17 protein-coding genes and 3 pseudogenes are annotated in these 21,649 nt (G+C 61.3%); 3 read left to right on the top strand and 17 right to left on the bottom strand.

Annotated features, from left to right (window positions below; translation table 11 throughout):
* Positions 1 to 209: 209 nt before the first annotated feature.
* The 11 genes from ISX84_RS23320 to ISX84_RS21550 all read right to left on the bottom strand — a co-directional run bounded on the left by ISX84_RS23320 (position 210) and on the right by ISX84_RS21550 (position 9,881).
* Positions 210 to 872, bottom strand: coding sequence for a VPLPA-CTERM sorting domain-containing protein (locus ISX84_RS23320; protein WP_229884486.1), 663 nt, complete (start codon positions 870 to 872; stop codon positions 210 to 212).
* A gap of 279 nt (positions 873 to 1,151) precedes the next feature.
* The gene (locus tag ISX84_RS21595; protein WP_195822490.1) at positions 1,152 to 3,140 is read right to left on the bottom strand and encodes a tetratricopeptide repeat protein; all 1,989 of its coding nucleotides are present in this window, start codon (positions 3,138 to 3,140) and stop codon (positions 1,152 to 1,154) included.
* A gap of 113 nt (positions 3,141 to 3,253) precedes the next feature.
* On the bottom strand, positions 3,254 to 4,411 hold the full coding sequence (locus ISX84_RS21590; RefSeq protein WP_195822489.1) for a glycosyltransferase family 4 protein: 1,158 nt from the start codon (positions 4,409 to 4,411) through the stop codon (positions 3,254 to 3,256).
* 31 nt (positions 4,412 to 4,442) lie between these two features.
* Positions 4,443 to 5,351 carry a glycosyltransferase family 2 protein gene (locus tag ISX84_RS21585; RefSeq protein ID WP_195822488.1) on the bottom strand — a complete coding sequence of 303 codons (909 nt, stop codon included), beginning with the start codon at positions 5,349 to 5,351 and terminating at the stop codon, positions 4,443 to 4,445.
* Positions 5,344 to 6,294 carry a glycosyltransferase family 2 protein gene (locus ISX84_RS21580; RefSeq protein WP_195822487.1) on the bottom strand — a complete coding sequence of 317 codons (951 nt, stop codon included), beginning with the start codon at positions 6,292 to 6,294 and terminating at the stop codon, positions 5,344 to 5,346. The genes ISX84_RS21585 and ISX84_RS21580 overlap by 8 nt, the downstream gene beginning before the upstream one ends.
* Positions 6,295 to 6,298: 4 nt before the next feature.
* A complete protein-coding gene (locus ISX84_RS21575; RefSeq protein ID WP_195822486.1) occupies positions 6,299 to 7,060 on the bottom strand; it encodes a glycosyltransferase domain-containing protein in 762 nt (253 codons plus the stop codon).
* A 79-nt stretch (positions 7,061 to 7,139) separates the two neighbouring features.
* Positions 7,140 to 7,934, bottom strand: a complete 795-nt coding sequence (locus tag ISX84_RS21570; RefSeq protein WP_195822485.1) for a glycosyltransferase — start codon at positions 7,932 to 7,934, stop codon at positions 7,140 to 7,142.
* Positions 7,935 to 8,054: 120 nt separating this feature from the next.
* Complete coding sequence (locus ISX84_RS21565; protein WP_195822484.1) at positions 8,055 to 8,717, bottom strand: class I SAM-dependent methyltransferase; 663 nt, start codon at positions 8,715 to 8,717, stop codon at positions 8,055 to 8,057.
* Between the two features lie 69 nt (positions 8,718 to 8,786).
* A complete protein-coding gene (locus tag ISX84_RS21560) occupies positions 8,787 to 9,422 on the bottom strand; it encodes a hypothetical protein (RefSeq protein WP_195822483.1) in 636 nt (211 codons plus the stop codon).
* The gene (locus tag ISX84_RS21555) at positions 9,419 to 9,631 is read right to left on the bottom strand and encodes a conjugal transfer protein TraD (RefSeq protein WP_195822482.1); all 213 of its coding nucleotides are present in this window, start codon (positions 9,629 to 9,631) and stop codon (positions 9,419 to 9,421) included. Before ISX84_RS21555 ends, ISX84_RS21560 begins: the two co-directional genes overlap by 4 nt.
* Position 9,632: 1 nt before the next feature.
* A complete protein-coding gene (locus ISX84_RS21550; RefSeq protein WP_195822481.1) occupies positions 9,633 to 9,881 on the bottom strand; it encodes a TraC family protein in 249 nt (82 codons plus the stop codon).
* A gap of 172 nt (positions 9,882 to 10,053) precedes the next feature.
* Between ISX84_RS21550 and traA the strand changes: the two genes are divergently transcribed.
* Positions 10,054 to 13,605, top strand: coding sequence for a Ti-type conjugative transfer relaxase TraA (traA, locus tag ISX84_RS21545; protein WP_229884484.1), 3,552 nt, complete (start codon positions 10,054 to 10,056; stop codon positions 13,603 to 13,605).
* A gap of 304 nt (positions 13,606 to 13,909) precedes the next feature.
* Positions 13,910 to 14,116: pseudogene (locus ISX84_RS21540) on the top strand (IS5/IS1182 family transposase); the annotation flags it as partial.
* On the opposite strand, the pseudogene ISX84_RS21535 reads toward ISX84_RS21540, so the two are convergent.
* From ISX84_RS21535 to ISX84_RS21510, 5 genes and pseudogenes are all read right to left on the bottom strand, one after another.
* A pseudogene (locus tag ISX84_RS21535) lies at positions 14,112 to 14,505 on the bottom strand (IS66 family transposase); the annotation flags it as partial. The pseudogenes ISX84_RS21540 and ISX84_RS21535 overlap by 5 nt on opposite strands.
* Before the next feature lie 314 nt (positions 14,506 to 14,819).
* Positions 14,820 to 15,124, bottom strand: a pseudogene (gene tnpB / locus ISX84_RS21525) (IS66 family insertion sequence element accessory protein TnpB).
* A 406-nt stretch (positions 15,125 to 15,530) separates the two neighbouring features.
* Positions 15,531 to 15,716 carry a hypothetical protein gene (locus tag ISX84_RS21520; protein ID WP_195822480.1) on the bottom strand — a complete coding sequence of 62 codons (186 nt, stop codon included), beginning with the start codon at positions 15,714 to 15,716 and terminating at the stop codon, positions 15,531 to 15,533.
* Positions 15,717 to 15,725: 9 nt separating this feature from the next.
* Positions 15,726 to 17,618 carry a LamG domain-containing protein gene (locus tag ISX84_RS21515; protein WP_195822479.1) on the bottom strand — a complete coding sequence of 631 codons (1,893 nt, stop codon included), beginning with the start codon at positions 17,616 to 17,618 and terminating at the stop codon, positions 15,726 to 15,728.
* Between the two features lie 255 nt (positions 17,619 to 17,873).
* Positions 17,874 to 19,679 (bottom strand): ABC transporter ATP-binding protein, encoded by a 1,806-nt coding sequence (locus tag ISX84_RS21510; protein ID WP_195822478.1) that lies wholly within the window; start codon positions 19,677 to 19,679, stop codon positions 17,874 to 17,876.
* A gap of 222 nt (positions 19,680 to 19,901) precedes the next feature.
* Between ISX84_RS21510 and ISX84_RS21505 the strand changes: the two genes are divergently transcribed.
* Positions 19,902 to 20,894, top strand: a complete 993-nt coding sequence (locus ISX84_RS21505; protein ID WP_195822477.1) for a glycosyltransferase family 2 protein — start codon at positions 19,902 to 19,904, stop codon at positions 20,892 to 20,894.
* Here ISX84_RS21505 and ISX84_RS21500 read toward each other — a convergent pair.
* The gene (locus ISX84_RS21500; protein WP_195822476.1) at positions 20,849 to 21,649 is read right to left on the bottom strand and encodes a hypothetical protein; all 801 of its coding nucleotides are present in this window, start codon (positions 21,647 to 21,649) and stop codon (positions 20,849 to 20,851) included. The two genes, ISX84_RS21505 and ISX84_RS21500, sit on opposite strands and share 46 nt — an antisense overlap.

The raw sequence follows: 21,649 nt of genomic DNA, 5'->3' as shown, positions 1-21,649 counted from the left end.
CCTTTTTCTTCAGAACAGCGGCCTGGCTTTTCTTGAAAGGCATTCGCTTTTGCGGCGGCGGCTTCTTTGTTTCTGCAAAGGCGGGGATTGCTTTTGTGTGGTGCGGGGGAGGGGCACATCATTCCCGTGGCCCGATCTGAGCGCTGGCCATAAAAAAAGCCCGCATTGCGCGGGCTTTTCTTTTTTAGTTGTCGCTTTTGAAAGCCGTATCAGGCTTTCTTGCGGCGGCGGGCCAGACCCAGACCACCAAGTGCGCCCATCAGCAGGAAGCCTGCGGCAGGCAGCGGCACTGTGTCAGGTGTGTTGCCGTCAGTCGAACGGTAGTCGATCGCGGCCAGCGCGAAGTCACCGTTTGCTGTGTCGACACCGTCGCCAGGCACGAATGTGATCGATTTGATCGCCAGGTCAGCAACAGCTTTGAAGCCGTAACCGTTGTTCGGGCTCACTTCACCATCGTCTGTCGCGAAGACTTCCACGATGAGGCTGTTGTCAGCATCGTTGAAGGTCAGTGCGGATTCAGTACCGTTCGGACCGATGAAGAGGTCAAGGAAGTGGACCCCCTGCAGGAAGATGGTTTTGGTGAACGACAGTGTCAGTGTCTGACCTGTGTTCGTAACCTCGTCATCCTGACCGCCAACGCCAACGCCGTCAGTGACCAGCGCGAGAGGCGCCGGAATGACGCCCTGGGCGTCGCTGTCGGTGTCTGCATTAACTGCACCACCTGTCGCGGACAGGCTCCAGTTGATGCCACCACCGATGGAACCGGAAGTGTTCGTGCTTGCTGTGAAATCGAGAAGGGCTGCCGAGGCGCCCATTGTGCTGGCGGCAGTGATGCCCGCAGCGAGGCAAAGAGATTTGATCGAATACGACATCTTTTTACTCCAAAGTTACATTTACTATTCCAGGTACCCCAAGAGAAATCACCGCCGATTGGCGTTGATATCCGGAACACCCCCTCGTCACTTTGTTACCACCTCCATCTTTACCAAAGAAGACCAAAATCCATCTTCGGTCTCAAAATGTTCGCATTTACCGGCGTCGTCTGTGACTTTGGCTACATTTGGCGGATATTTATTTCAGTTTTTACGACAATTTCGCCAAAAGGTAGTGATGGTTTCCAAATTCTGCTGGCGCGTCAAAGGCGCCGCGAATCACTCTTGCCCGACAGGCGCGGGTGAAATTGCAACCGAAAGAAAGGGCGAGCCTTTTTTCTTCCCCTTTAGCGTGTAGGCTGCTTTCTGCCCATTTTCGAATCGACCATCAGCCGTAAAATGCTGGTTTGGGGTGTCGTCCATGAAGACCCGGGTCCAACCGATCACTTTCCCTTGCGCGTAGGCATAGACGTCGCGCCAGGGGGCGCTCCAGTGCAGGACCGGATCGTAGGGGCGTTCGGCACCCAGGGCGTCGTAATCGATCTGCACGAGGCGGCGGGAGCCGCTGCTGTCCGGGCTCTCCTCATAACGCCGTTCCTGGTGCGTCGGGAAGCTGACCGAGACAAAAGCAGGGGCACTTTCAAGCGCGCCCTGCGTGACGATCACCCCGATATCCACCCGATCCGTCAGACGTTTGGCACGCGGTGCGATCGGGCGTCTGTCGTGCCAGTTGAGGGTCAGGCGGGCGCGGCTGCCCTGGGCATCCAGCGGCTCGATCCGGACGCGGTCGGGGTCGCCGCGCAGCAGGACCCAATTGAAACTGGCATCCGGAGCCAGCGGCACCCCGAGGGTGTCCGCGGCCACGATCATTTCCTTTTCCCATTCCGGCCCGCGCCAGACGCGGGCGATGGCCGCCGGCGTGTTGAACAGCCGTTCGGAGCGTCCGATCAGCCCGGCGCGGGGGGCAAAGCTCTCTGACAGCACCTTGAGCACGGGCACCGGCGGCACGGTCTCGGGGGTCAGGCTCTGGGCCAGCGTCACGATCCGGTCATAGCGCAGGGCATCCTGCTGAAACACGGTGGGGTGGGCGGCCCCCGACAGATAGGTGGCGCGGTTGCGCACATGCGCCTGGGCCCGGCGCAGGATCATCTGCAGGGTGGGCACCATCAGGTTTTCCTGCTCCAGAAAGGCGCGGGTGTCCGGGCGCATGGCGGCCAGCGCCCAGGCTGCCGCCGCGACAAATGGCCGGTCCTGATAGGACGATCCCTGGCTGATGATCATGTAGGGCCAGTTCGCCGGATAAAGATCGACCGCGTCGTGATCGCGGTGTTCGGGGTACACGTAGAACTGGTTCAGCATGTAGTTCTGATAGGCAAAGGTCGGCCCCGGCATCTGGGTCATGGCGGTGCGCGGCAGGCTGCGCGGCGCCTTGCCCCGCTTGTAGGCGGTGGAGGAGTTCCCGATCACCGGCGTGCCATAGAGCAGATCATCGGCCAGCCCGTAGTTGATTTTCCTGTCCTTCAGGGGTTTTGCGTAGCGGGTGATGATCAGGCCGGGATAGCGCGTCAGATCAAGCTCGGAATGGCCTGCGTCCCGATTGTCATAGAGCAGGCCGGAGAACCCGGCGGCCCGGCCGCTGTTGATCAGGCGGTTCAGATTGGCGTGGCCCGCGCGCTGGTCAGCCCTTGCGCGTTTCGGCAGGGGGGGCAGGGCCACCGGCGTGGGGGCCTCCGGCATCTCCAGCAGGACCGCGAAGCGCCGGGTCTGGCTGTCCCATTTCAGGTTTTCAAGGGTCAGGGGCAGTTCCTGCCCGACCGGTCGGGTGGCACGGGTCCCCGTGCTGCGGGGCAGGGCGCTGCTGCGGGCAATCAACCCCAGATCCTGTGCGGCGGGGCGCAGCGGGGCCAGCAAGGGATGGCCGAGTGTCTCGTCAAGGTTGGCGAACCCTTTGGCCACGGCCTGGTCGAGCGCCTTCAATGCCTTGTCGGGGGCGTTCTGGGCCATCCGGACCATGGCGCGCATGACATGAAGTTCGGGCAGGTCAGGGGTCTGCTTCTGGGCCTGGGCGATCAGCGTATCCGCCTGATCGATCTGGCCTCTCTGCAGCAAGAGGGCGGTCTGGTCGCGCAAGGCTTCAAGCCGCGGGATATCCAGAACGACCGTCGGCGTGGCGGTTGGGGTCTGCGGTGTCTCGGGGGCGGTCTGCGCGGCCAGCATCGTCGGCCATATGTGGAACAGCAGAATGCCTATGCGCAAAGGACGGATCATGCTTATGTCTTTGTCTCTCTATCGGTGCAGCCAAATATCCTTGACGGCACACTACAGCCGCAAGGCGGCTCCGGCTACGATGCTTTGATCACATCCGGGTGGGGCCTGATCTTTCAGCGGGTGGAGAGGGCGCGAAATTCCTTTTCGTAAATCCGCACATTGCGATCTGCACTATAGGTGTCTGCAACATAGGCCGGGCCGCGCTCCGAGACATGGGCCAGCTTTTCGGGGGCCGCCATCAGCTCTGCGATCCGGTCGGCCCAGGCCTGCGGCGTGTTGGGTGCGAGAAACCCGGTCTCCCCTTCGGTGACATAGCTGTTGATCGGATCGACGTCCGAGGTCAGCAGCGGCAGGCCCACGGCCATGCTTTCCAGAAGGATCTTGCTGACCCCTTCGAAATCCGCCGGGTGGCAGAGCAGGTTGGTCTCCAGCATCTTTTGCCAGAGGGCGGCCTGCGGCATGAATTCCTGAAAGGTGATCTTGTCGGCAACGCCCCGTGCGGCGGCAAGCTCTTTCATGGGCCCGAGGTTGGGGCCATTGCCGACGAAGGTGACATGCACATCCGCGTCTTTGGGCAGCAGGGCCAGCGCCTTGATCAGGATGTCCTGGCGTTTCTGATACATCGTGAAACGCGAGGCCATGAGGATCTGGAACGGCGTGCGGTCCAGTGCCGTATAAGGTGTCTGCCGGTCGACCTGCGCCCAGGTGCCGATGTCGCCATAGAACACGCGTTTGAACACATCCGGCATGTCCAGACGGTCCAGCTCTTTCTGCATCATCGGGTTCAGGGCTTCATGCAGCAGGTTGAGCGAATCCAGTTGCGAAAACATCTGGGTGTATTTGGCTTTCAGCGCCGGGTCGGTGTCGATCATGAAGGACCAGTGGAAGCCCGCCATGCGCATGACGATCTTGGTGCGGGGGGCAAAGCGGCGGGCGGTCAGCAGCCGTTCCAGCAGGTCGAGCTCGTAAAAGGCATAGACCACGTCGATCTTGCGCAGCCGCAGGATGAGGATCAGCTGCAGCACCTGCAAAAGCCGTGCCAGCCAGCGCAGCGCCGCATAGGCCTGCCCGCGTGGCTTGAGAATGCCGGTGAGCGTCACACCCGCCTGTTTTGCCATGCGTTGCGTCTCGGGGGTGACGCCAAAACACATGTAGGAACTGCCATGGCCCAGCTCGGCCAGTTTCTCGGCCAGCAGGCGGGTGGAGGTCTCCGCCCCGCCGAAATTCTTTTTGCCATAGGGATTGTTGGCCGTCAGGCAGAGGATGTTCATGGGATCTCCTGAATATGCAGGCTGGGCCGTCTCATCGGTTCCAGCGCCCGGTCAACGCATCGGGGTCGTCGCTCAGCGCCAGGCGCAGCATGATCCATGTGCGGTAGAACCGGATTCCGGTCAGCGCCAGCATCGCCAGCCCGCGCGCCCGCAGCCCCGAGATCCGATCCGAGGCGAGGATGCGCGGCCCTTCGGCCAGTGGCGAGGCGCACATGGCCGCGGTGCGGATCAGCCATTTCACCCGTCCCAGGCGGCGCGCGCGATAAAGGCTGTAGTCATGGGCGCTGTGCCGGTCCCATTTCTGGGTCAGCTCCGCAAAGCTCCGCCGCGCCGGGTGATAGACTTTCATGGTGGCCACATAGCGCAGGTCATGGCCCGCCCCCGTGGCGCGCTGGCCCCAGTCGCGGTCCTCGGCCACATCAAGCCCGCCGAAGGGTCCCACCGCCTGCATCACCGCGCGGCGCATCGCCAGATTGCCGGTGCCGGTGAAGCCCTCGCGGGCGATATAGCGGTCCATCCGGTAGGCATAGATGCTCTCATAGGCCTCCAGCAGGGTGAGCCGGCCGGGATCGTCATAGGCGATGCGCACATCACCCCCGAGGATTTCGGCGCTGGGGTCTTTTGTGAACGTCTCTTCGATCACCGCCAGCCAATCCGGATCAGCCAGACAATCGGCATCGATGAAGGCAAGGATATTGCCGCTGCTGGCGGCAACCCCGGTATTGCGCGCAGGCCCGGGGCCGGGGGTGGCCTCCGACAGCAGCGTCACACCTTCAAACGCGTCACAGACTTCTTGCGGCAGAACATTGGAGCCATTGTCGACCACGAAGATCTCATCTGGTTGCCTTGTGCCCGCCTGCAGCGAGGTCAGGCAGCGCTGCAGAAACGCTGGCTGGTTCAGATGCGGGATGACAACGGAGATGCGCAGGCGCTCAGACATGGGCGGCAGACCCCGCTTTCCACTCCGCGCGCCGGGCCCAGACCTCGCGCCAGGTGGCCGCACTGTCGGTTCCCTTTTTCAGGCCCAGCCGGTTCAGCAGGGCAAAGGCAAGGCTGCGCGACAGCGGCCAGCCATGGAACAGTGCCAGCGCCAGGGGGCGTTGCCAGGCGGGGATGTGACGGCGCACCAGCTCGGTTTTGGCGCGCATCAGCCGCACCATCTTGTCGGCGCGCACCTTTTCCGATGCCCCGCCGTAATGCACAATCGTGGCCTCGGGGGTGACGCGGGGGGCGGCATTCAGCTGCTCTTGCGCACGCAGGCAGAGGTCAGCCTCCTCGCCATACATCACAAAGGCCGGATCGAACCCGTCGAGCACCTCCCAATCGGCGCGGGTCATCAGGAACATGCAGCCCACCACGATATCCACCTGCCGTTCGGTGCTGCGGTCCCAGCCGCCATAGGCCTCGGCGTTGAAAAGATCGCTTTTGGGGAAAACCCCCGTCAGCCCCGCGGTGCGGCAGAAGATGTTCCACAGGCTCATGCGCCGCCAGCAGGAGGATGGGTTCAGCGACCGGTCACCGTAAAGCGTGCGCCCGCCCCAGATGCGCGCCTGCGGGTGCGTCCGGGCAAAAGCCAAGAGCTTGTCGAGTGCTGCGTCCAGCACCAGCGTGTCGGGGTTCAAAAGCAGCACGTATTCGCCGCGCGCCCGTTTGGCGGCGATGTTGTTGGCGCGCGCAAAGCCGTGATTGTCTGTCTCTGCCATCAGCACCGCATCGGGAAATTCGGCGGCGATGGCCTCGGCCGAGCCGTCGCTTGAGGCATTGTCGATCACGATCAGTTCGAAATCGGCCCTTGTCTCGGCATGGATGGACCGCAGACACTCCAGCGTCATCTCGCGCGTGTTGTAGCTGACCACGATGATGGAGAGGGCGGGGGCGGTCATGCGCTCAGGGCTTCTTCAGGCCAAGGGCGCGTTTGAGCCGGGCCTTTGCCTTATGTTTCATCACCGGCAGGCGGCTTTTGTGGGCCACGGCATCCTTTTGCCGGTTCGAGAGCAGAATGGCGGGCCATTGCACTAGGGGGCTCTCGCGCAGATCGCCGTCCAGATAGGTCAGCTCCAGCCCCATCTTCCAGGCCACGTAGTTGCACGAGAGTTGATCGCGCCGCGAATGGGTCAGCACCTGCTCGAACCAGTGCTCGCCAAAGGCCGCCCACTCCGGGCTGTCATGGCGCCGGATGAGGAAGGGGCCGGTAAAGAGCCCGTTGTGCTCGGGAAACCCTTCCTGTTTGTAAAACGCCATCTGGGTCTTGATCCGGTCCGCGGTGTCGCGCCTTGCCAGCAGACAGGCCTTGGCCTCTTCATAGGCGCAGTCGCGCAGGAAATGCCGGTAGGCGGCAAAACCCGTTTTCGGGTTCTCGGCGAGGCGGCCCACAAGTTCGACCGGATCGGCCAGAAGGCTCGCATTGTTGTCGAGATAGATGCTCCAGTCATGGTCCGGGAAATACCGTGCCGGGCGCAGCTTTTGCCGCCGCGACGCGCGGTTGACATCCAGCCCGTTCAACGGGTCGTGGATCACGGTCACCCCGTCGATGCGCAGATCGGGATTATCGGTGAACAGGAACCTGTCACAGTCGTGGTGCTGCCCCAGGCAGTCGGGGTTGATCGGGTCCCGCTGGCCATAAAGGGCGGAATAGACGGCAATCTTCATATGTCACCTTTCCCGGTGGGCCTGTGCGGCGGCGGCGCGTGTCTCGCAGGGTGCCAGGGGTGGTGATCCCGCGCCCGGTTCATTGAAAGCCCAGCCGTTTTGCCAGAGCCACCGGGTCATCGACCCCGCGGTTGGGCCCGCCCCGACCGGGCAGAAAGCTGCGCAGGTAGCGCGACATGGCTTGTCGGTTGACCCGGCGCAGCGCTTTTTGATCATGAGAAATCCGTCCGATCAGGGTCTTGATCGGCAGATCGTCCTGCCATTTGCGATACATATAGTCGTAGGCCTGACGGTACCCCTGATCGAGCCGGAAGATCTGGTCGCTGTTATGCACCACCGGGGCGTCGATCACGAAGGATGTATATCCCGCGGCCCGGGCGATCTGCACGATGTCGGTGCCGTAGAGGTGAAAATGCGGCAGCTCGCGGTCGAACCGGACGCCGCTGGAGCGCCGGACCACGAGCACCAGCTCGTCCAGGCAGCACACCTCCAGGGGCGACTGGAAGGCCGGTTTTAGCTCCCGCTGCAGGCCCGAGGACCACACATGCCCGCCCTTCACGCCCTCTGCCGTGATCCCGAAACAGCCCAGCACCGCCCAGTTTTCCCCCTTCTGCGCCAGCGTTTCGATCGCCTGTTGCAGGGCGAGATGCCAGCCATCGGGAAAATAGACATCCTGATGCGCAAAGATCATGTATTCGGCGGCGGTGTTCTCGACCCCGGCATGATAGGCTTCGCCGATATTGCGGGCGCCGCGGCAGAAAAACCGCTCCACCCGGTCGGAAGCCAGCAGCGGTGAGGCCATCAGATCGCGGGCCAGCACATCCTCTCGATTGACGGCGGCAATGACCGCGAGTTCATCCAGTATTGATGCCATGGTCTCCGGACCTTAACAGGTTTGAGTCGTTACGATATTTCCGCGCGCAGGCTGTGGTTATCTCAAACAGATAAACTTCACCAGATCATGAATGCCGGATCCGCAGGCGGTGGGCGGATCCTAGCGGCGTCTGCCGCAAATGCTGATCTGGCGCATAAAAAGATGGCGCAGGCGGTTTCCGGTCAGCCTGTTGAGGGTCCGGGTGCGGTTGGCAAAGGGCGTCACCGGGCGGACTTCGGTCACCTGAAACCCCGCCTGCTCAAAGAGATCGGCAAAAAGCGCAGGTGTGAACCAGCGCAGATGGGTGCGGTCCATGACACCTTTGTCGGTCAGCTCCCACCGGCCCTGCAGCAGCCGCAGAATGACACTGTAGTGACTGATATTGGGCGAAGAGGCAAAGACCAGCCCGCCGGGTTTGACCAGCGGCGCCAGGCGCTGCATCACCTTCCAGGGGTCGACCAGATGTTCGAGCACTTCACTGACGATCACTGCATCGAAACTGGCGGGTTCGAAGGGCAGGTCCATCTCTTCGACATTGCCGATGAGGACCTGCGTCAGTTTCTGGCCTGCGATCTCGGCGGCTGCCGGATTGAGTTCCACCCCGACATAGGTTGCGCATTTTCCCCGCTCCAGGGCCAGCGCACCGGTGCCGCCACTGGCGCAGCCGATCTCGAGGATGGCCGCGTCGGGGGTCTCTGGCAGAGCATCCACATAATCCGCCCGGCAGCCCTCGAAATAGGAGGAGGGTTTTGCTTCGTAGTCCATGACCGGTGCAAGCGTCATACATATTCCTTTGGTGAATATTCGCGTTCAAAAAATCCGGACCATGTTGCGCGCTTGAAAGCGGTAGCGTCAATCGAAAATGAAGGTGCGGGGGGAGGTGTGTTGCCGGGCCGGGGGGATCAGACAATGAAAGGTCTGTCGCGGCAGTTCGGGATCTTCGTCCGGTCGATAGTTTTCGCCGATGACAATGCCCGGGCCGTCCGGGAAAAGTTCCGCGGCTTCGCTCCCGGTCATCCAGTCTGCATCGCCATAGGTGGCGTTGCGTGATCGCTTGGCGTGCATCTTGCCGGATCGCGTTCGCATCGGTGCGCGCGTGCCCATGCGTAGAAACCAGATGGCGAAGAGCAGCGCTACGATGGCGGCGATGAGTGCATAGGCGTCCACGTATGGCATCAGATCCGCCCAGCTGTATCCGCGCGCGGTGAAAGGTTCGAGGCGTTGATACTCGACCACAGCAGCCCAGCCAATCACGATGAGCACACCAACAGCGCTGCCGACTGCCACATCCCGAAAGCCTGTGTCATTCAGGAGAGCGCGCAAGAAGAGCATGAGCGCGAACATCGGGAAGATAATCACAAGCGGCGGACCCAGGCGCAGGAGTTCGGCATCGGCTGCACCCGCGAAGCTGTCAAAGAAGAATCCGACGACGAACGCCATCATCACGGCGGCAGCAACTGGTCCCGTGAGATAGAGCGCCCGGATCATGAAAAGAACTCACGCCGTCCGCGGCGCTCGAGGCGGTTGTGCTCTTCGGACTTTTCGAGTTTTTCGGCCAGTTCGACGAGACCACCATAGAGGGCGAGCCTGTCGACATCGCCGATGCCAGCCTTGATGATGAGACCGCCAAGTTCGATTTTTTGGCGTGTGTCCTTCTTGCGATCTGCGAGAACGGTTCTGGTGCGTTCGGCGTCCACTCTATGCAGCCTGGCTCGGAGTTTGCCCAGAGGGCTTTTCTTGCGCTTTGTCACCGGCCCGCTTCTGAAATCGCCCTGCAAACTCCTTGAAGAGTGTTTTCCATTCGGCGTCAGAGATGTTCAGATCGATCAGGCCTTCTGCAGCGGCGAGCTTTCCGATCTTGATGGCCGCCCGCTCTTCAGCTTCGGATATCTGTGCCTCTAAAGCTGCCATCTCTGCCTTGAGTGTTGCGATTGATTTGCGTGCCATTGTGCTGCTCCTATTTCCCGTATTGCGAGAATCTTGAAGAAGAGTGGACCGGCCGTAAAGCGGCCTCTTCGCCGTAGGCGGTCACTTGCCTTCAAGTGCGCACTTACGAGTTGCATTTGCAACTCAGAGCGAAATCGCCAAGATTCATCGTGTGAATCCAGACGATTGAGAGATGAGCGACGTGGCGATCTACCACCTCAGCATGAAGCCGATCTCGCGGGCTCAAGGACGGAGCGCCGTGGCCGCAGCGGCCTATCGGGCAGGCGTAAGCCTGACGAATGCGCGTGATGATCTGACCCACGACTTCACGAATAAACGTGGCGTTTTGCACGCGGAGATCGTGTTGCCGGAAGGCGTGGAAGCGGCGTGGGCCGAGGACCGATCTGATCTTTGGAATGGCGCCGAGGAAGCTGAGAGGCGCAAGGATGCGCGGGTCGCCCGCGAGTTTGAGGTGGCGCTTCCGCATGAACTGGATGCAAAGCAGCGCCTTCAGGTCACGCGCGACATCTCACAGATGCTTGCGGATCGATACGGGGCTGCGGTCGATTTTGCCATTCATGCACCGCACGACGAGGCGGATGTGCGCAATCATCACGCGCATATCCTGATGACCACACGGCGGGTCACGGCGGAGGGGTTTGGCGAGAAGACCCATATCGAGCGGGAAAACAAATGGCTGCTTGCGAACACTCTTGCGACGACAGACATGCAGTTGCGGGAGCTGCGGCAGGCCTGGGAGATGATGGTCAACGAGCGGTTGGCCTTGGCCGGGTTCGATGTGCGGATTGATCACAGGTCTCACATGGCGCGCGGCCTAGAGATCATCCCGACAGAACATATGGGCGTGCAGGCGACACAGTTGGAGCGCCTTGGGCTCAAGCCTTCACGGGCGCGACTGGGTATTGAGGCCGCCAAGCACAATGCCGATCTGATCCGTCAGAAGCCCGAGCAGGTGTTGGACATCATCACGGCTGAGAAGAGTGTGTTTGACCGGCGTGATGTGGCGCGCACGCTGCATCGCTACATCAACGACGATGCGATAGAGTTCCAGACCCTCTTTGCGAAGGTGATGGCCTCCCCTGCCCTGGTCGAGCTTCAAGCGGAGTATGAGGCCATCGAGCCGGGCGACAGCGGGCTGGCGTTGTACTCGACCAAAGAGATGGTGGACGTCGAGACTGGCATATTGAAAGCGGCGGTACGGCTTCATGCGAGTGCGGATCACGTAGTGGATCCGGGTCATGTGTCACGTGCCATTGGCGCGCAGGATGCCGCGATTCAGACGCGTTCTGGAGACCCAAGCGCCGGTCTTTCTGAGGAACAGAAAGGCGCGATCAAACACATCACCGGTGCAGAGCGTGTCTCCGCTGTCGTTGGATTTGCGGGCGCGGGCAAGAGTACGATGCTGGCGGCGGCGCGTGAGGCTTGGGAGGCGCAGGGCTACCGCGTGCGTGGTGCGGCGCTGTCCGGCAAGGCGGCGGAAGGGTTGGAGGAGTCGTCCGGCATATCCAGCCGCACGCTGGCGTCCTGGACGCGCAGTTGGGACCACGACCGCAACCGGATCGGCAAGGGCGATGTCTTTGTCATCGACGAGGCGGGCATGGTTGGCAGCCGCCAGCTGGCCGGGTTCGTGGCCGAGGTCGAGGCGCGTGGTGCCAAGATCGTGCTGGTGGGCGACCACGAGCAGCTGCAGGCGATTGGGGCCGGTGCCCCCTTCCGCGCGATCACCGAGTTCATCGGGCGGGCGGAGCTGTCCGAGATCAGGCGGCAGCGTGTGGGTTGGCAACGAGATGCGTCGGTGGCGTTCGCTACGCATCGGACGGCAGAGGCTTTGGCCGCCTATCGGGATCAGGGCGCGATCGAGCTGCGTGAGACCGGAGAGGATGCGATCCAGGCCATTGCGCGCGACTACCTTACCGACGGCGATGATGGCGGCGGCGGGACGCGCGTGGCCATGGCGCATCGCCGGGTCGATGTGCGGGCGATCAACGATGCGATCCGGGCCGAGCTGCAGGCGCGCGGTGCGCTGGCCCATGTCGCGGAACCTGACACCGATGGTCGCCAATCGCTGGATGGAGGCGCGGCCGCTGGGCCTCGCGCGTTGCGCTTCCAGACGAACGATGGTGCGCGCGACTTCGCAGTCGGTGACCGCGTTGTCTTCCTGGAGAACAATCGAGCTCTTGGCGTGAAGAACGGGATGCTGGGCACGGTCGCATCTGTTGCCGATGGGCGCATGAATGTGATGGTCGATGGTCGGAGCGGCGCGCAGGTTAGCGTGTCCACTGAGGAGTACAAGGCCATTGATCATGGTTACGCGACGACGATCCACAAGACACAAGGTGCGACCGTGGACCAGGCCTTTGTTCTGGCGTCGCGCACGATGGACCGGCAGCTGTCCTATGTGGCGATGACGCGGCACAGGACAGATGTGAAGCTTTATGCGGCGATGGATGAGTTCGCAGACAAGCGGGCGGGTCGATTGGTGGCCCATGGAGCAGCGCCCTTTGAGCACAACCCGGAAAAGAGCGAGAGCTACTACGTCACGCTGGAAAGCGCGAGCGGCAAGCAGCACACGCTCTGGAGCAAGGATCTTGGGCGGGTCATGGCGGAGGTCGCGCCAAAAATTGGAGATGAGATCGCACTACAGCATCTTGGGTCCACCCCTGTTACCTTGCCCGATGGCACGCAGACCCATCGCAATACGTGGAAGCTTCAGACCGTAGACCAGCTGGTGCATGCTCAGCTGGAAAACCGGCTCTCGCGGTCTGGCCTGAAATCCAGCACGCTCGACTACGTGAATGGCGTCGATATCAAGAGCGCCATCGAATTTGGCGAGCGGCGTGGCCTCACGTCCAAACAGTCCGTGCTGCGCAGTGTGCGCAACACCATCGCGCGCCAGGCCAAGCGCCTCGCGGGCCTCGTGACCCGGCTGACGGCTGTTGCCCCCGAGGTGTCAAGATCGAGCGAGTGGCTAATCGCGCCGCTGGTCGAGGCAGATCGCGACGCCGCGAAGTTGGCGCAGGACCGCGCTCTGGTCTCGCCAAAAGTCGTGGAGGCCGAACGCGACCTGCAGGCGGCGGCTGCCAAGGTGTTCCGCAATCCTGATGCGGCGATGGCGATGTTCCGTCAGCTGCTCAAAGAGCCAGCCGCTGCGGCGGACCGGATGGCCAGTCAAGTTCTCAACGACCCCGAAAGCGTTGCCGCACTGCGCGGGGGCACGGGCCTGATGGCAGGGCGGGCGGCCCGAGCGGAGCGTGCGGCAGCGATAGCTGCGATCCCGCCGCTGCGGCGGCGCATCAGCGACTACCGCGGGATGTTTGGAGCGATGGAAGCCCAGGAGCGCGGTATTGAGACCGAGCGCCGTGAGCGGCTTGGTGTCGGCATCCCCGCCCTTTCGCAAGAGGCATCGTCGCTGCTCAAGCGGCTCGACGGCGCCGCGCGAGACGGGGACAAGGCATTTGCGGCAGCGCGTGAACAGGCGAGGAAGGACGCGCCAGTTGTCATGGCGCAGCTGGACGGCTTCCAGGTGGCGCTCAGCAAGCGCATCGGACCGCTTGAGCGCTTCCTCGCAGGTCATGATGACTTTGCACCCGGAGAGGTCGCCAAGACGGACAGAAAGCATCTCATGGCCCATATCCCCAAACTGCGGCAGCTGCAGTGTGTCAAGCGAAGCATCGAGGAGCAACGGAGGTTGGAACAGTCGCGTGATCAAGGTTTGAGGCAATAGGGGGCTCCATCAACTTCAGCAGTGGAGCCAAGGAGGCAAAATGCAATTCTAGGATGATTGGTATTGTCAATGGACATGGCCCTTAAGCACTACTTTGTGGCAAGTCCCCCGCCTTCTCTGACCCATTCCGATATGCCCATGGTTTCTGAAAGGATCTGCGCATCGGGTCCTTGGGCCCATTTGTCCTGCTATTTGCGGTCATTCACACAGATCGCGGCGAAGGTATAGAAAGAGTCTATTTTGTTGAAAAACTCTTGCTTGATCGAAGTGTAAGTTGCTGATTCAATTGCCTCTGAGGGGAGGCATTGATGATGTTGAGACGAGACAAGAGGCACAGTCAGCGCTCTTTTATGGCTTCTCGCTGGAGGATCATGTTCCACAAGACCATCTGGTTCGATCGATTGACCGGTTCGTCGATCTGAGCATAATTTGCGCGCACCTTGCGGATTTTTACAGCCACACCGGCCGCCCATCCATCGACCCTGAACTGCTGATCCAGATGCTGATCGTGTGATCTTGTGGTCTGCGATTTGGCCGAGGACCCAAGTGAGCCAGGACTGTCGGTCGACGTCGTTCAAGTTGGCAGTTTCGACTAGGGTGAAGGCGATGGCCATTGCCTTGCCACCGCCTTCGGAACCAGCGAACATCCAGTTCTTCCGGTCCGATTGCCACGGGTTTGACCGCGCGTTCGGCTGTATTGTTGTCGAGTTCCAAATGGCCGTGGTTCAAGTATGGCCGCGCCTTCGGCATCCGGCCAAAAGTGTAGCGGATGGCCTGGGCCAGTGGAGACTTGCCAGAGATCTTGGGCAGCTGCGCGTGTAGCCACGCTTCCAGACCATCGAAGATCGGCTTTGATCGCGATTGGCGCAGCGCGACGCGCTCGTCGGGCGCTTTTTGCCTGTTCGTCCGCCGCTTCGGCGATCTCCTCGTCGTCTTCGAAGGTTAGGTTGAGTTGATCCATGCTCTCGGAACGAACACCAAACCTATAGCGCTTCTGTCCCGCCAGTTGGTGCTTGAGATTCTCGATCAAGAGCGCCTGTGATTTGACTTCATCAGCCGGAAGCCGGTTCACCGCCCGTAATTCTGCAGGATCGTTTGGCGTGATATCGAGGTCGTTCAGCATCGCCGATCCTATAGCGGATCAGGGGCAAAACGTGAATCCCGAAAGTACCCAAGGCACTGTCTTTATTGGCCTATCCGACCTTCAAGGGACGCTAGGTCTTCTGCGGTATGCGCCAGTCGGTCCCTTCCAGCAACATCGACAACTGCGCTAGTGTCACGCTGACCTTGCCGTCCTTCGCAGCAGGCCAGACAAATCGGCCTTTCTCCAAACGTTTGCTGAACAGGCATGCGCCTTGTTGATCCCACCAAATGATCTTCAACAGATCACCGCGCCGGCCGCGGAACACGAACAGATGGCCGGTGTAAGGGTCAAGCTCCAGAACCTTCTCAGCCTGCGCTGCATATCCGTAACACCTGCGGCAAGCCAGACGCGCGTGTTGCTGGGGACAGGGATCAAACCGCCAGACCCTGCACGAGGCTAACAACGGCAGCCAGCGCTGTAGGTCCTTCGACCAAAATGCGCCGCCCATCTGATAAAGTGATGTCGACGCGACTGGCCGACAGAGGGGCAGATGGAGATGGCATTGGAACATCGATTAGTGCTGGCTCAACGACAACATCGGCCTCAATCTTGATCGGTAGAAAGGTTGCTTCATGTTCTGGGCTTCTGCCTCCGGCGCAAAGCGCGGGTCCTTCAACCATTTGAAAATAAGGTTCGCATTGACCGTATATCACCATGCCACCTGTGCCCAAATCTCTTGCTTCTCGTCGTCAGCTCCAAACCGCTTCTTTCGCCTACTCATAGAGTGCCTCACAGTGTCCACTATCGATGGTGGACACTTAGATCACTCTCTTGGATGCCGTTAGGTCGGGTTCATCGGACGTCCACAGTCCGGGCTGCCCGGCATCAGATCGTCAAACCGTCCGGAGGCCGACATGAAGATCCCGCATCCCGCCACCGTTCCCCACTGGCTCAGGCGGTGGGCGATCGTGATGACGGTTCGGAAAATCTGCTGCGCGACGTTGCTGATCTGATGTCTGCCAGGCACGCAGGCCGTTCAGGGGTCGAGGAATTCCTGCACCAGGGCTTCTGTTTCCCAGTCATCCAGAGTTCGGCCCCAGAGCCTGAAGTCATCGATGTCTCCCTGGAATGCGGCCCTCGTCTCGGCGTCACGCTTCACGAAATGGCCCCCCAGGCTGAGCACGTGGTTCGGAGGGCTGTCCAGTCCCCGGCGCCATGTCAGCAGAAGGTCCCGCCAGGAGGGGCTTTCGGTCATGGGCCATTCGACAAGCTGGTGCGGTTGGCCGTCGACGGTGATCTGCAGGTCCACCAGCGGGGCGTTGTCGCTGTGCCGGAGCGTCACGTGGTGCCACGCGCCATCCGCTAGGTTGCCGTCAAAATCCACGCGGGCCCGTTTGTAGAAATGTTTGACCTCCAGCTGCCCCGCATCGAGGAACAGGGCAAAACCCTTGCTCAGAGACGCATTTGCCGCTGAAAACAGAACGCCACGCCCCTGGTCGTCGGAGCGGAAGCGAAAGGAGACCGTGGTGGGTTTGCTGCGCAGAAAGGTCGGGGAGGCATAACCTTCGGTGATATAGGCCGCCCCGCCGGTCAGAAAGCTGTTGCCGTTTCCGCGGGTCACCCCGCACGGGGCGCACACCAGATCATAGTACGCGCCGAACCCGCCGGCATTCGGCACCCGGTTGTCGCGGACCGCATCGAAGTCGTAGTTCAGGAGAGGCTCTGTGAGGTCCACAGGGGTCAGGACACCGGAAGAGCTTGCATCCGTGTCGTCCGTTTTCGCTGTGTAGCGACCGGTTTCCACAAGCGTGCCGTCCGGCGTGTAGCTGTATTGCGTGATGGTGAAGGTGTCTGCATCCACCTGCACCGACGTGACCATGGAGCGTGGCACCCCCGCCCGTGTCGTGACCTGAAGCAGGGCGGTGTCGGCATCCTCGATCAGGGTATCGGTATGCACTTCACCGGAGAAATAGGCATCCACCTCATATTCGCGCAGCAGATGCCAGAACGGGCTGTGCTGCCCGTCATCGAAATACATGATGCTGGTATTGCGGCCGCGCACCGGGTTGAGCACGGGCAGGTGACCCTGAACAAAGACATATTCAATCGAATCCTCCGCCCGCGCGGCCTTGAGAACGCTTTCCAGCCACCGCAAATGCGCGCCCTTGACCGTTCCGGTGACCGTTTGCAGATCCCCCTTCAGGACATTCAGGGCCTGTTTCGGGAGACGGGCGGTATGGCTGAACATGTCGACGGTCACAAAGACCGCATTGTTGATCCTGACCGCATAGGAGGTGTCTTCGAAAACGGTGCCGGTGGGGGTCGAATACGCGGCGTTTTCCGGCAGGGTCCGTTTGACATGGCCGCCGAAGTAGGAGGCAAATAATTCCCTGAAAACCGGTATGGACGCATCCCGCCGACTGAGCGGCACCCAAGGATCGTCGCCATATTCATGGTCTCCCGTGGCCACCAGAATGGTTTTGAACCCGGCCTGCTCCGCGGCCTGAAAGAACGATCCGTACACGATATCGGCGGCGGCGCGCACCCGGTCGGTATAGCTCAGCTGCGGTTCAAATCTGGTCTCCAGATCCTTTGTGAACCACTCACCATCCGCCAGATCGCCGGGGACGAGCAGGATGTCTGTTTCGAACTGTCGGACCATCTGGCCGTAGAGGCGGGTGTGTTCTTCGATCAGGGCCTGCCTGTCGGCCTCGGAGGTCATCTCGCGGGCTGCTTTGGTCTGCAGATAGGCTTCGGCGTTATGAGGATCGGGCAGCACGACAAAGCTCCAGTCCTCCGGAGCGGAAGGGGCGGTTGCCGAAAAATCGGGAGAAAAGTCGAGCATCCACTGCCGGATCTCCTGCAGGGCAACAAGCCCCCCCCATCCGATGATGAGGACGCCGGGGATGAGAAACAGAAATTTACGCATAAAAAGGCACTCTGGTGATGGTGGGTTGTAGCTTGGCTACGTCAGATCATGGGCAAATGCATCATTTAATATCCAGGCGGGCGCATTGTCGTCAGGGCGCGCCGCCCCGGATGTGATCTCTTGCCTGCCGGAACCACGCGCGTGTTCTACGGTGGCAGACCCTCTCGCACGGCAAGGGGTCGGAAGCCTATTGGCGGCAGGATAAACCCACCCCATTCCGGGCCTCGGGGCAGGGGGTGCAGCCTTTGTGCGGGATCAGGCCTGTTGTGCCATCTCGCGGAATTCCGGGCTGCTCTGCATCAGATCGTCAAACCGCCCGGAGGCCAGCACCTTGCCCCCTGCCAGCATGAAGATCTCGTCACAGTTCTTTACCGTGCTCAGGCGGTGAGCGATCATGATGATGGTCTTCTTGCCGCCGATATTGTGCACCGCCTCCATGACGGCCCGTTCGGTGACATTATCCAGCGCCGAGGTGGCCTCATCCAGGATCAGCACATCCGGGTCATGATAGAGCGCGCGGGCGATGCCGATGCGCTGGCGTTGTCCGCCCGAGAGGCGCACGCCGCGTTCGCCCACATGGGTCTGATAGCCATCCGGCAGTTCGGTTTCGACAAAGTTGTGCAGGCTGGCGATTTTCGCCGCCCGGATCACCGCCTCCATATCAATGTCCTCGGTGGCAGCGCCAAAGGCGATGTTATGGGCCACCGTGTCATCGGTCAGGAAAATCTGCTGCGGGACATAGCCGATCGATTTCTGCCAGGCGCGCAGACGTGCGGGCTCGACCGCAGTGCCATCCACTTCCAGGGTGCCCGCATCCGGGCTCAGCAGGCCAAGCATCACATCGATGGCCGTTGTCTTGCCGGCCCCGGTGCCGCCGACGATCCCCACGGTGGTATTCGCCGCGATATGCAGGGACATGTCATGCAGGGCAGCGCGCTCTGCCGCCGGATACTGATAGCTCACATTGCGCAGGGCCAGGGACGTTTTCAGCCCCATCGGCGGCTGCGCGTTGGCCCGCGCAAGATCGCTCTCCTTGGGCATGACCAGGGCATTGATTTCCTTGTGAATATTCGTCAGCACCGCATCGTTGAACCGCAGCTGGGAGAATTTGCTGTAGAGTTGCTGCAGCGCGGGCAGCAGGCGCCCGAAGGCCAGCACGAAAAACCCGAAGGTCGGCAGCACCTCGGCCAGGTTGCCACCGCCGCGCACGATGAGAAACAGCAGCATCACGATCATGCCGCCAAAGGCGATGGTTTCCAGGGCAAATCGCGGCAGCTGCCGGATCACCAGGCTGATGCTCTGGATTTTCGCCATGCGGAACGCAGCACTTTCGAAGCGGGTCATATAGGCCTGCTCCAGTCCCATGAGCTTGAGTTCCTTGATCCCGCCGGTGGCCTCCTGCACCGCGTGAAAGCGGCGTTTGTTCTGGATCATGCGCTGATGGCCAAGCCGCCCGATCAACCCGCGCATCCCGGCATAGATCAGGGCGTAGGACCCGCCCAGCAGAACCACCGCGATCACGGCAATGACCGGTTCGATGGCCACGATGAAGCCCACGATGAGCAGGATCGTCAGCAGGTTGGGCAGAATCTGCAGCGCGGGCAGCAGGCAGCCCGAGACCAGCTGGTTCACTTCCGTCAGGACGGAGGTGGTCAGGGCCGAGCTGTGGCGGCTCACAAACCAGATATAGGGTTGATAGAGCGAGCTTTTCAGCAGGCGGGTGCTGATCCCGAAGGCCCGCATCACGCCAAAGCGGGTCAGGGCATAGAGGGTCACCGCCTTGAACGCGATCCCGATCACGAGAAATGCGAAAATGCACGATCCCATGAACAGCGAGAAGGATTGGGCCGAGGTAAAGCCGAAGCTGTCGTAGAAGAATTTCAGGATGGCCGTTTCCTGGATTTTATCCGCATCGGACAGAACCTGCAGGAACGGCAGCATCAGCGCCACGCCACCGGTTTCCAGGATGGAGGAGACGATCACCATGAAGAACAGCAGGGTGAAGCGTTTCCGTTCCCGGCTGTTCAGCAGTGAAATCAGCTTTTTATACGTGGTAAACATTTATATCCAGGAGCGGTTTGCCGTCTCGTAGCAGAAGTATCTGGGCGAGAACAGGGAAAGACCGAGACAATCGTGAGACCTCATAAAAAGCGTGTTCAAAGATACGGATACACTCTGTGTCTATCCTCCAAAAAGGTGCATATATTGCAAAGGCGCTGGTGGGTTGTTATGCGCGCCACAGCGGATGGTCTCACAGGGGCTTTCGGTTGAAAAGGGAATGTGATGACCAGTTTTTCCGTTCTTGTCCTGATGAAGGAAAGTGCAGCGGTCATCCATCGTTTCGCCGCTTATTACAGCAGGATCGGGGCGGCCCAGACCGTCATTTTCATCGACGGGCCCATCGGGTCCGATCTGGAGGCGGGGCTGGACCGGGACCTGCTGGCTGCGCAGCGCGCAGAACTGGTCCCCTGTGACGAGACCTTCTGGGCCACGGCCCCCGGCGACCGGCCCCAGGACATTCAGGACCGCCAGCGCGCGATCTACCTGATGGGCCAAGCGCGCTGCACCTCCGACTGGGCGCTGATCTGCGATGCCGATGAATTTGTGATCGACCGGATGCCTGTTCCTGAGTTTCTGGGCGCGATGCCGGATGACGTGTCCTCGGTGGCCATCGCCCCGGTCGAGGCGGTCTGGGGCCCGGGCGAGGATATCAACGCCGCTTTTGGCTCTACGTGGTTCCGGCGGCCCGATATCGCGTCGTCACGGCTTGAAAAACGCCTGCAGCTGCGCAGCCTGTGGCTCTACGGTCCCTTGGGTATCCTGTTCCGCAGCGGCATTCTCAGCCATGCGGTGGGCAAGCAGTTCATTCGGACCAGGGCGCATTTCGATGTGATCGACCTGCATTTTTCCACCGTTGACGGCAAACGGCTGACCCGCCGCGCGGTGGATATCGACCCGGCGCTGGCGCAGGTGGAGCTGGCGCATTTCGACGCCATCAGCTTTGAGCGCTGGCATGCGAAATCCCTGCGCCGGGTGCTGCATGACACGCGCACCGCGATGATGCGCCGTTCAGGTCGCAGGCGGCTGCAATTGCGGATCTTCGATCTGCTGCGCCGGTTCGGCAAGGCCGGTCCGCGCTGGTTTTATCGCCGTCTCTATACGCTGACACCGCGCCAGACGCGGCTCTTGATGCAGCGCGACATGGCCTTTCAGATGCATCTTTTTGAAGATCAGGCCCCGGAGACTGCGGGCCAGAGCGCCAGATCGCGCGCATAGAAGCGGTCGACAAAGGCTTGCACCTCGCGGGTCTCTTCCGGGCTCAGATCAAAGCGGTCGCTGGGTTTGGCCTTGCTGGTGAACCGCCCGCGCAGCGCTGATTTCACTGCCCCGATCCCCGGCAGGCGGTTGGCCAGCGCCTTGACGGAGCGGCTGGCGGCCAAGGGGGCCAGAGCGCCCGGCAGTTCCAGCTGATCGCCGCGGTTGCGGGTGGCGGGCGTCAGGGGCTGCCCGCTGCGCGCGGCGATTGCCTCGAAAAGCGCGTCGATCCGTGTCACGGGCAGGGCGGTCATCTCCAGCGCCTCCGAGCCTTCGCTGCTCCAGTAAACCCACTGCGGCCGGAAATGGCGCAGATCATAGTGATCCATCACCGCCTCGGCCTGGCCGTGCCCGCGCAACTCTTCGATCATCGCCATCAGCGTGGCCTTGCGTGCCGCCGCCCCGGCAAAACGCGTGTCCGTTTCCCCATGCAGCTTGGAGTATTCGGCGAGCGACGAGAAAAACCGCCCCAGCGGATCGCGGTAGAGGCAAAACATCGCATAGCCCTGCACCCGGTCCCAGAGTTCCGGGTAATGCTGTGCAAATTCGTCGATGCCCAGATGCGCCCGGTCCAGCTGCACCTCGGGGGTGGCCTTGTCCGTGCCCCAGAACACTTCCGGGTCATCATGCAGATGTTCGATGGTGGCGCGCACCGAGGTGCCGCCAACCTTGGGGTTGTGGAAAAACACGAAACGGTGCTGATGGGAGAGGATCAT

The sequence above is a fragment of the Roseobacter sp. MH60115 genome, from assembly GCF_015644665.1.
Classification (GTDB): Bacteria; Pseudomonadota; Alphaproteobacteria; order Rhodobacterales; family Rhodobacteraceae; genus Roseobacter.
This window is presented reverse-complemented; position numbering and strand designations above follow the sequence as displayed.

Excerpts from the sequence above, each read along its gene's own strand:
- ISX84_RS23320 (WP_229884486.1), bottom strand. The coding sequence starts at position 872 with ATGTCGTATTCGATCAAATCTCTTTGCCTCGCTGCGGGCATCACTGCC.
- ISX84_RS21595 (WP_195822490.1), bottom strand. The coding sequence starts at position 3,140 with ATGATCCGTCCTTTGCGCATAGGCATTCTGCTGTTCCACATATGGCCG.
- ISX84_RS21590 (WP_195822489.1), bottom strand. The coding sequence starts at position 4,411 with ATGAACATCCTCTGCCTGACGGCCAACAATCCCTATGGCAAAAAGAAT.
- ISX84_RS21585 (WP_195822488.1), bottom strand. The coding sequence starts at position 5,351 with ATGTCTGAGCGCCTGCGCATCTCCGTTGTCATCCCGCATCTGAACCAG.
- ISX84_RS21580 (WP_195822487.1), bottom strand. The coding sequence starts at position 6,294 with ATGACCGCCCCCGCCCTCTCCATCATCGTGGTCAGCTACAACACGCGC.
- ISX84_RS21575 (WP_195822486.1), bottom strand. The coding sequence starts at position 7,060 with ATGAAGATTGCCGTCTATTCCGCCCTTTATGGCCAGCGGGACCCGATC.
- ISX84_RS21570 (WP_195822485.1), bottom strand. The coding sequence starts at position 7,934 with ATGGCATCAATACTGGATGAACTCGCGGTCATTGCCGCCGTCAATCGA.
- ISX84_RS21565 (WP_195822484.1), bottom strand. The coding sequence starts at position 8,717 with ATGACGCTTGCACCGGTCATGGACTACGAAGCAAAACCCTCCTCCTAT.
- ISX84_RS21560 (WP_195822483.1), bottom strand. The coding sequence starts at position 9,422 with ATGATCCGGGCGCTCTATCTCACGGGACCAGTTGCTGCCGCCGTGATG.
- ISX84_RS21550 (WP_195822481.1), bottom strand. The coding sequence starts at position 9,881 with ATGGCACGCAAATCAATCGCAACACTCAAGGCAGAGATGGCAGCTTTA.
- traA (WP_229884484.1), top strand. The coding sequence starts at position 10,054 with ATGAGCGACGTGGCGATCTACCACCTCAGCATGAAGCCGATCTCGCGG.
- ISX84_RS21515 (WP_195822479.1), bottom strand. The coding sequence starts at position 17,618 with ATGCGTAAATTTCTGTTTCTCATCCCCGGCGTCCTCATCATCGGATGG.
- ISX84_RS21510 (WP_195822478.1), bottom strand. The coding sequence starts at position 19,679 with ATGTTTACCACGTATAAAAAGCTGATTTCACTGCTGAACAGCCGGGAA.
- ISX84_RS21505 (WP_195822477.1), top strand. The coding sequence starts at position 19,902 with ATGACCAGTTTTTCCGTTCTTGTCCTGATGAAGGAAAGTGCAGCGGTC.
- ISX84_RS21500 (WP_195822476.1), bottom strand. The coding sequence starts at position 21,649 with ATGATCCTCTCCCATCAGCACCGTTTCGTGTTTTTCCACAACCCCAAG.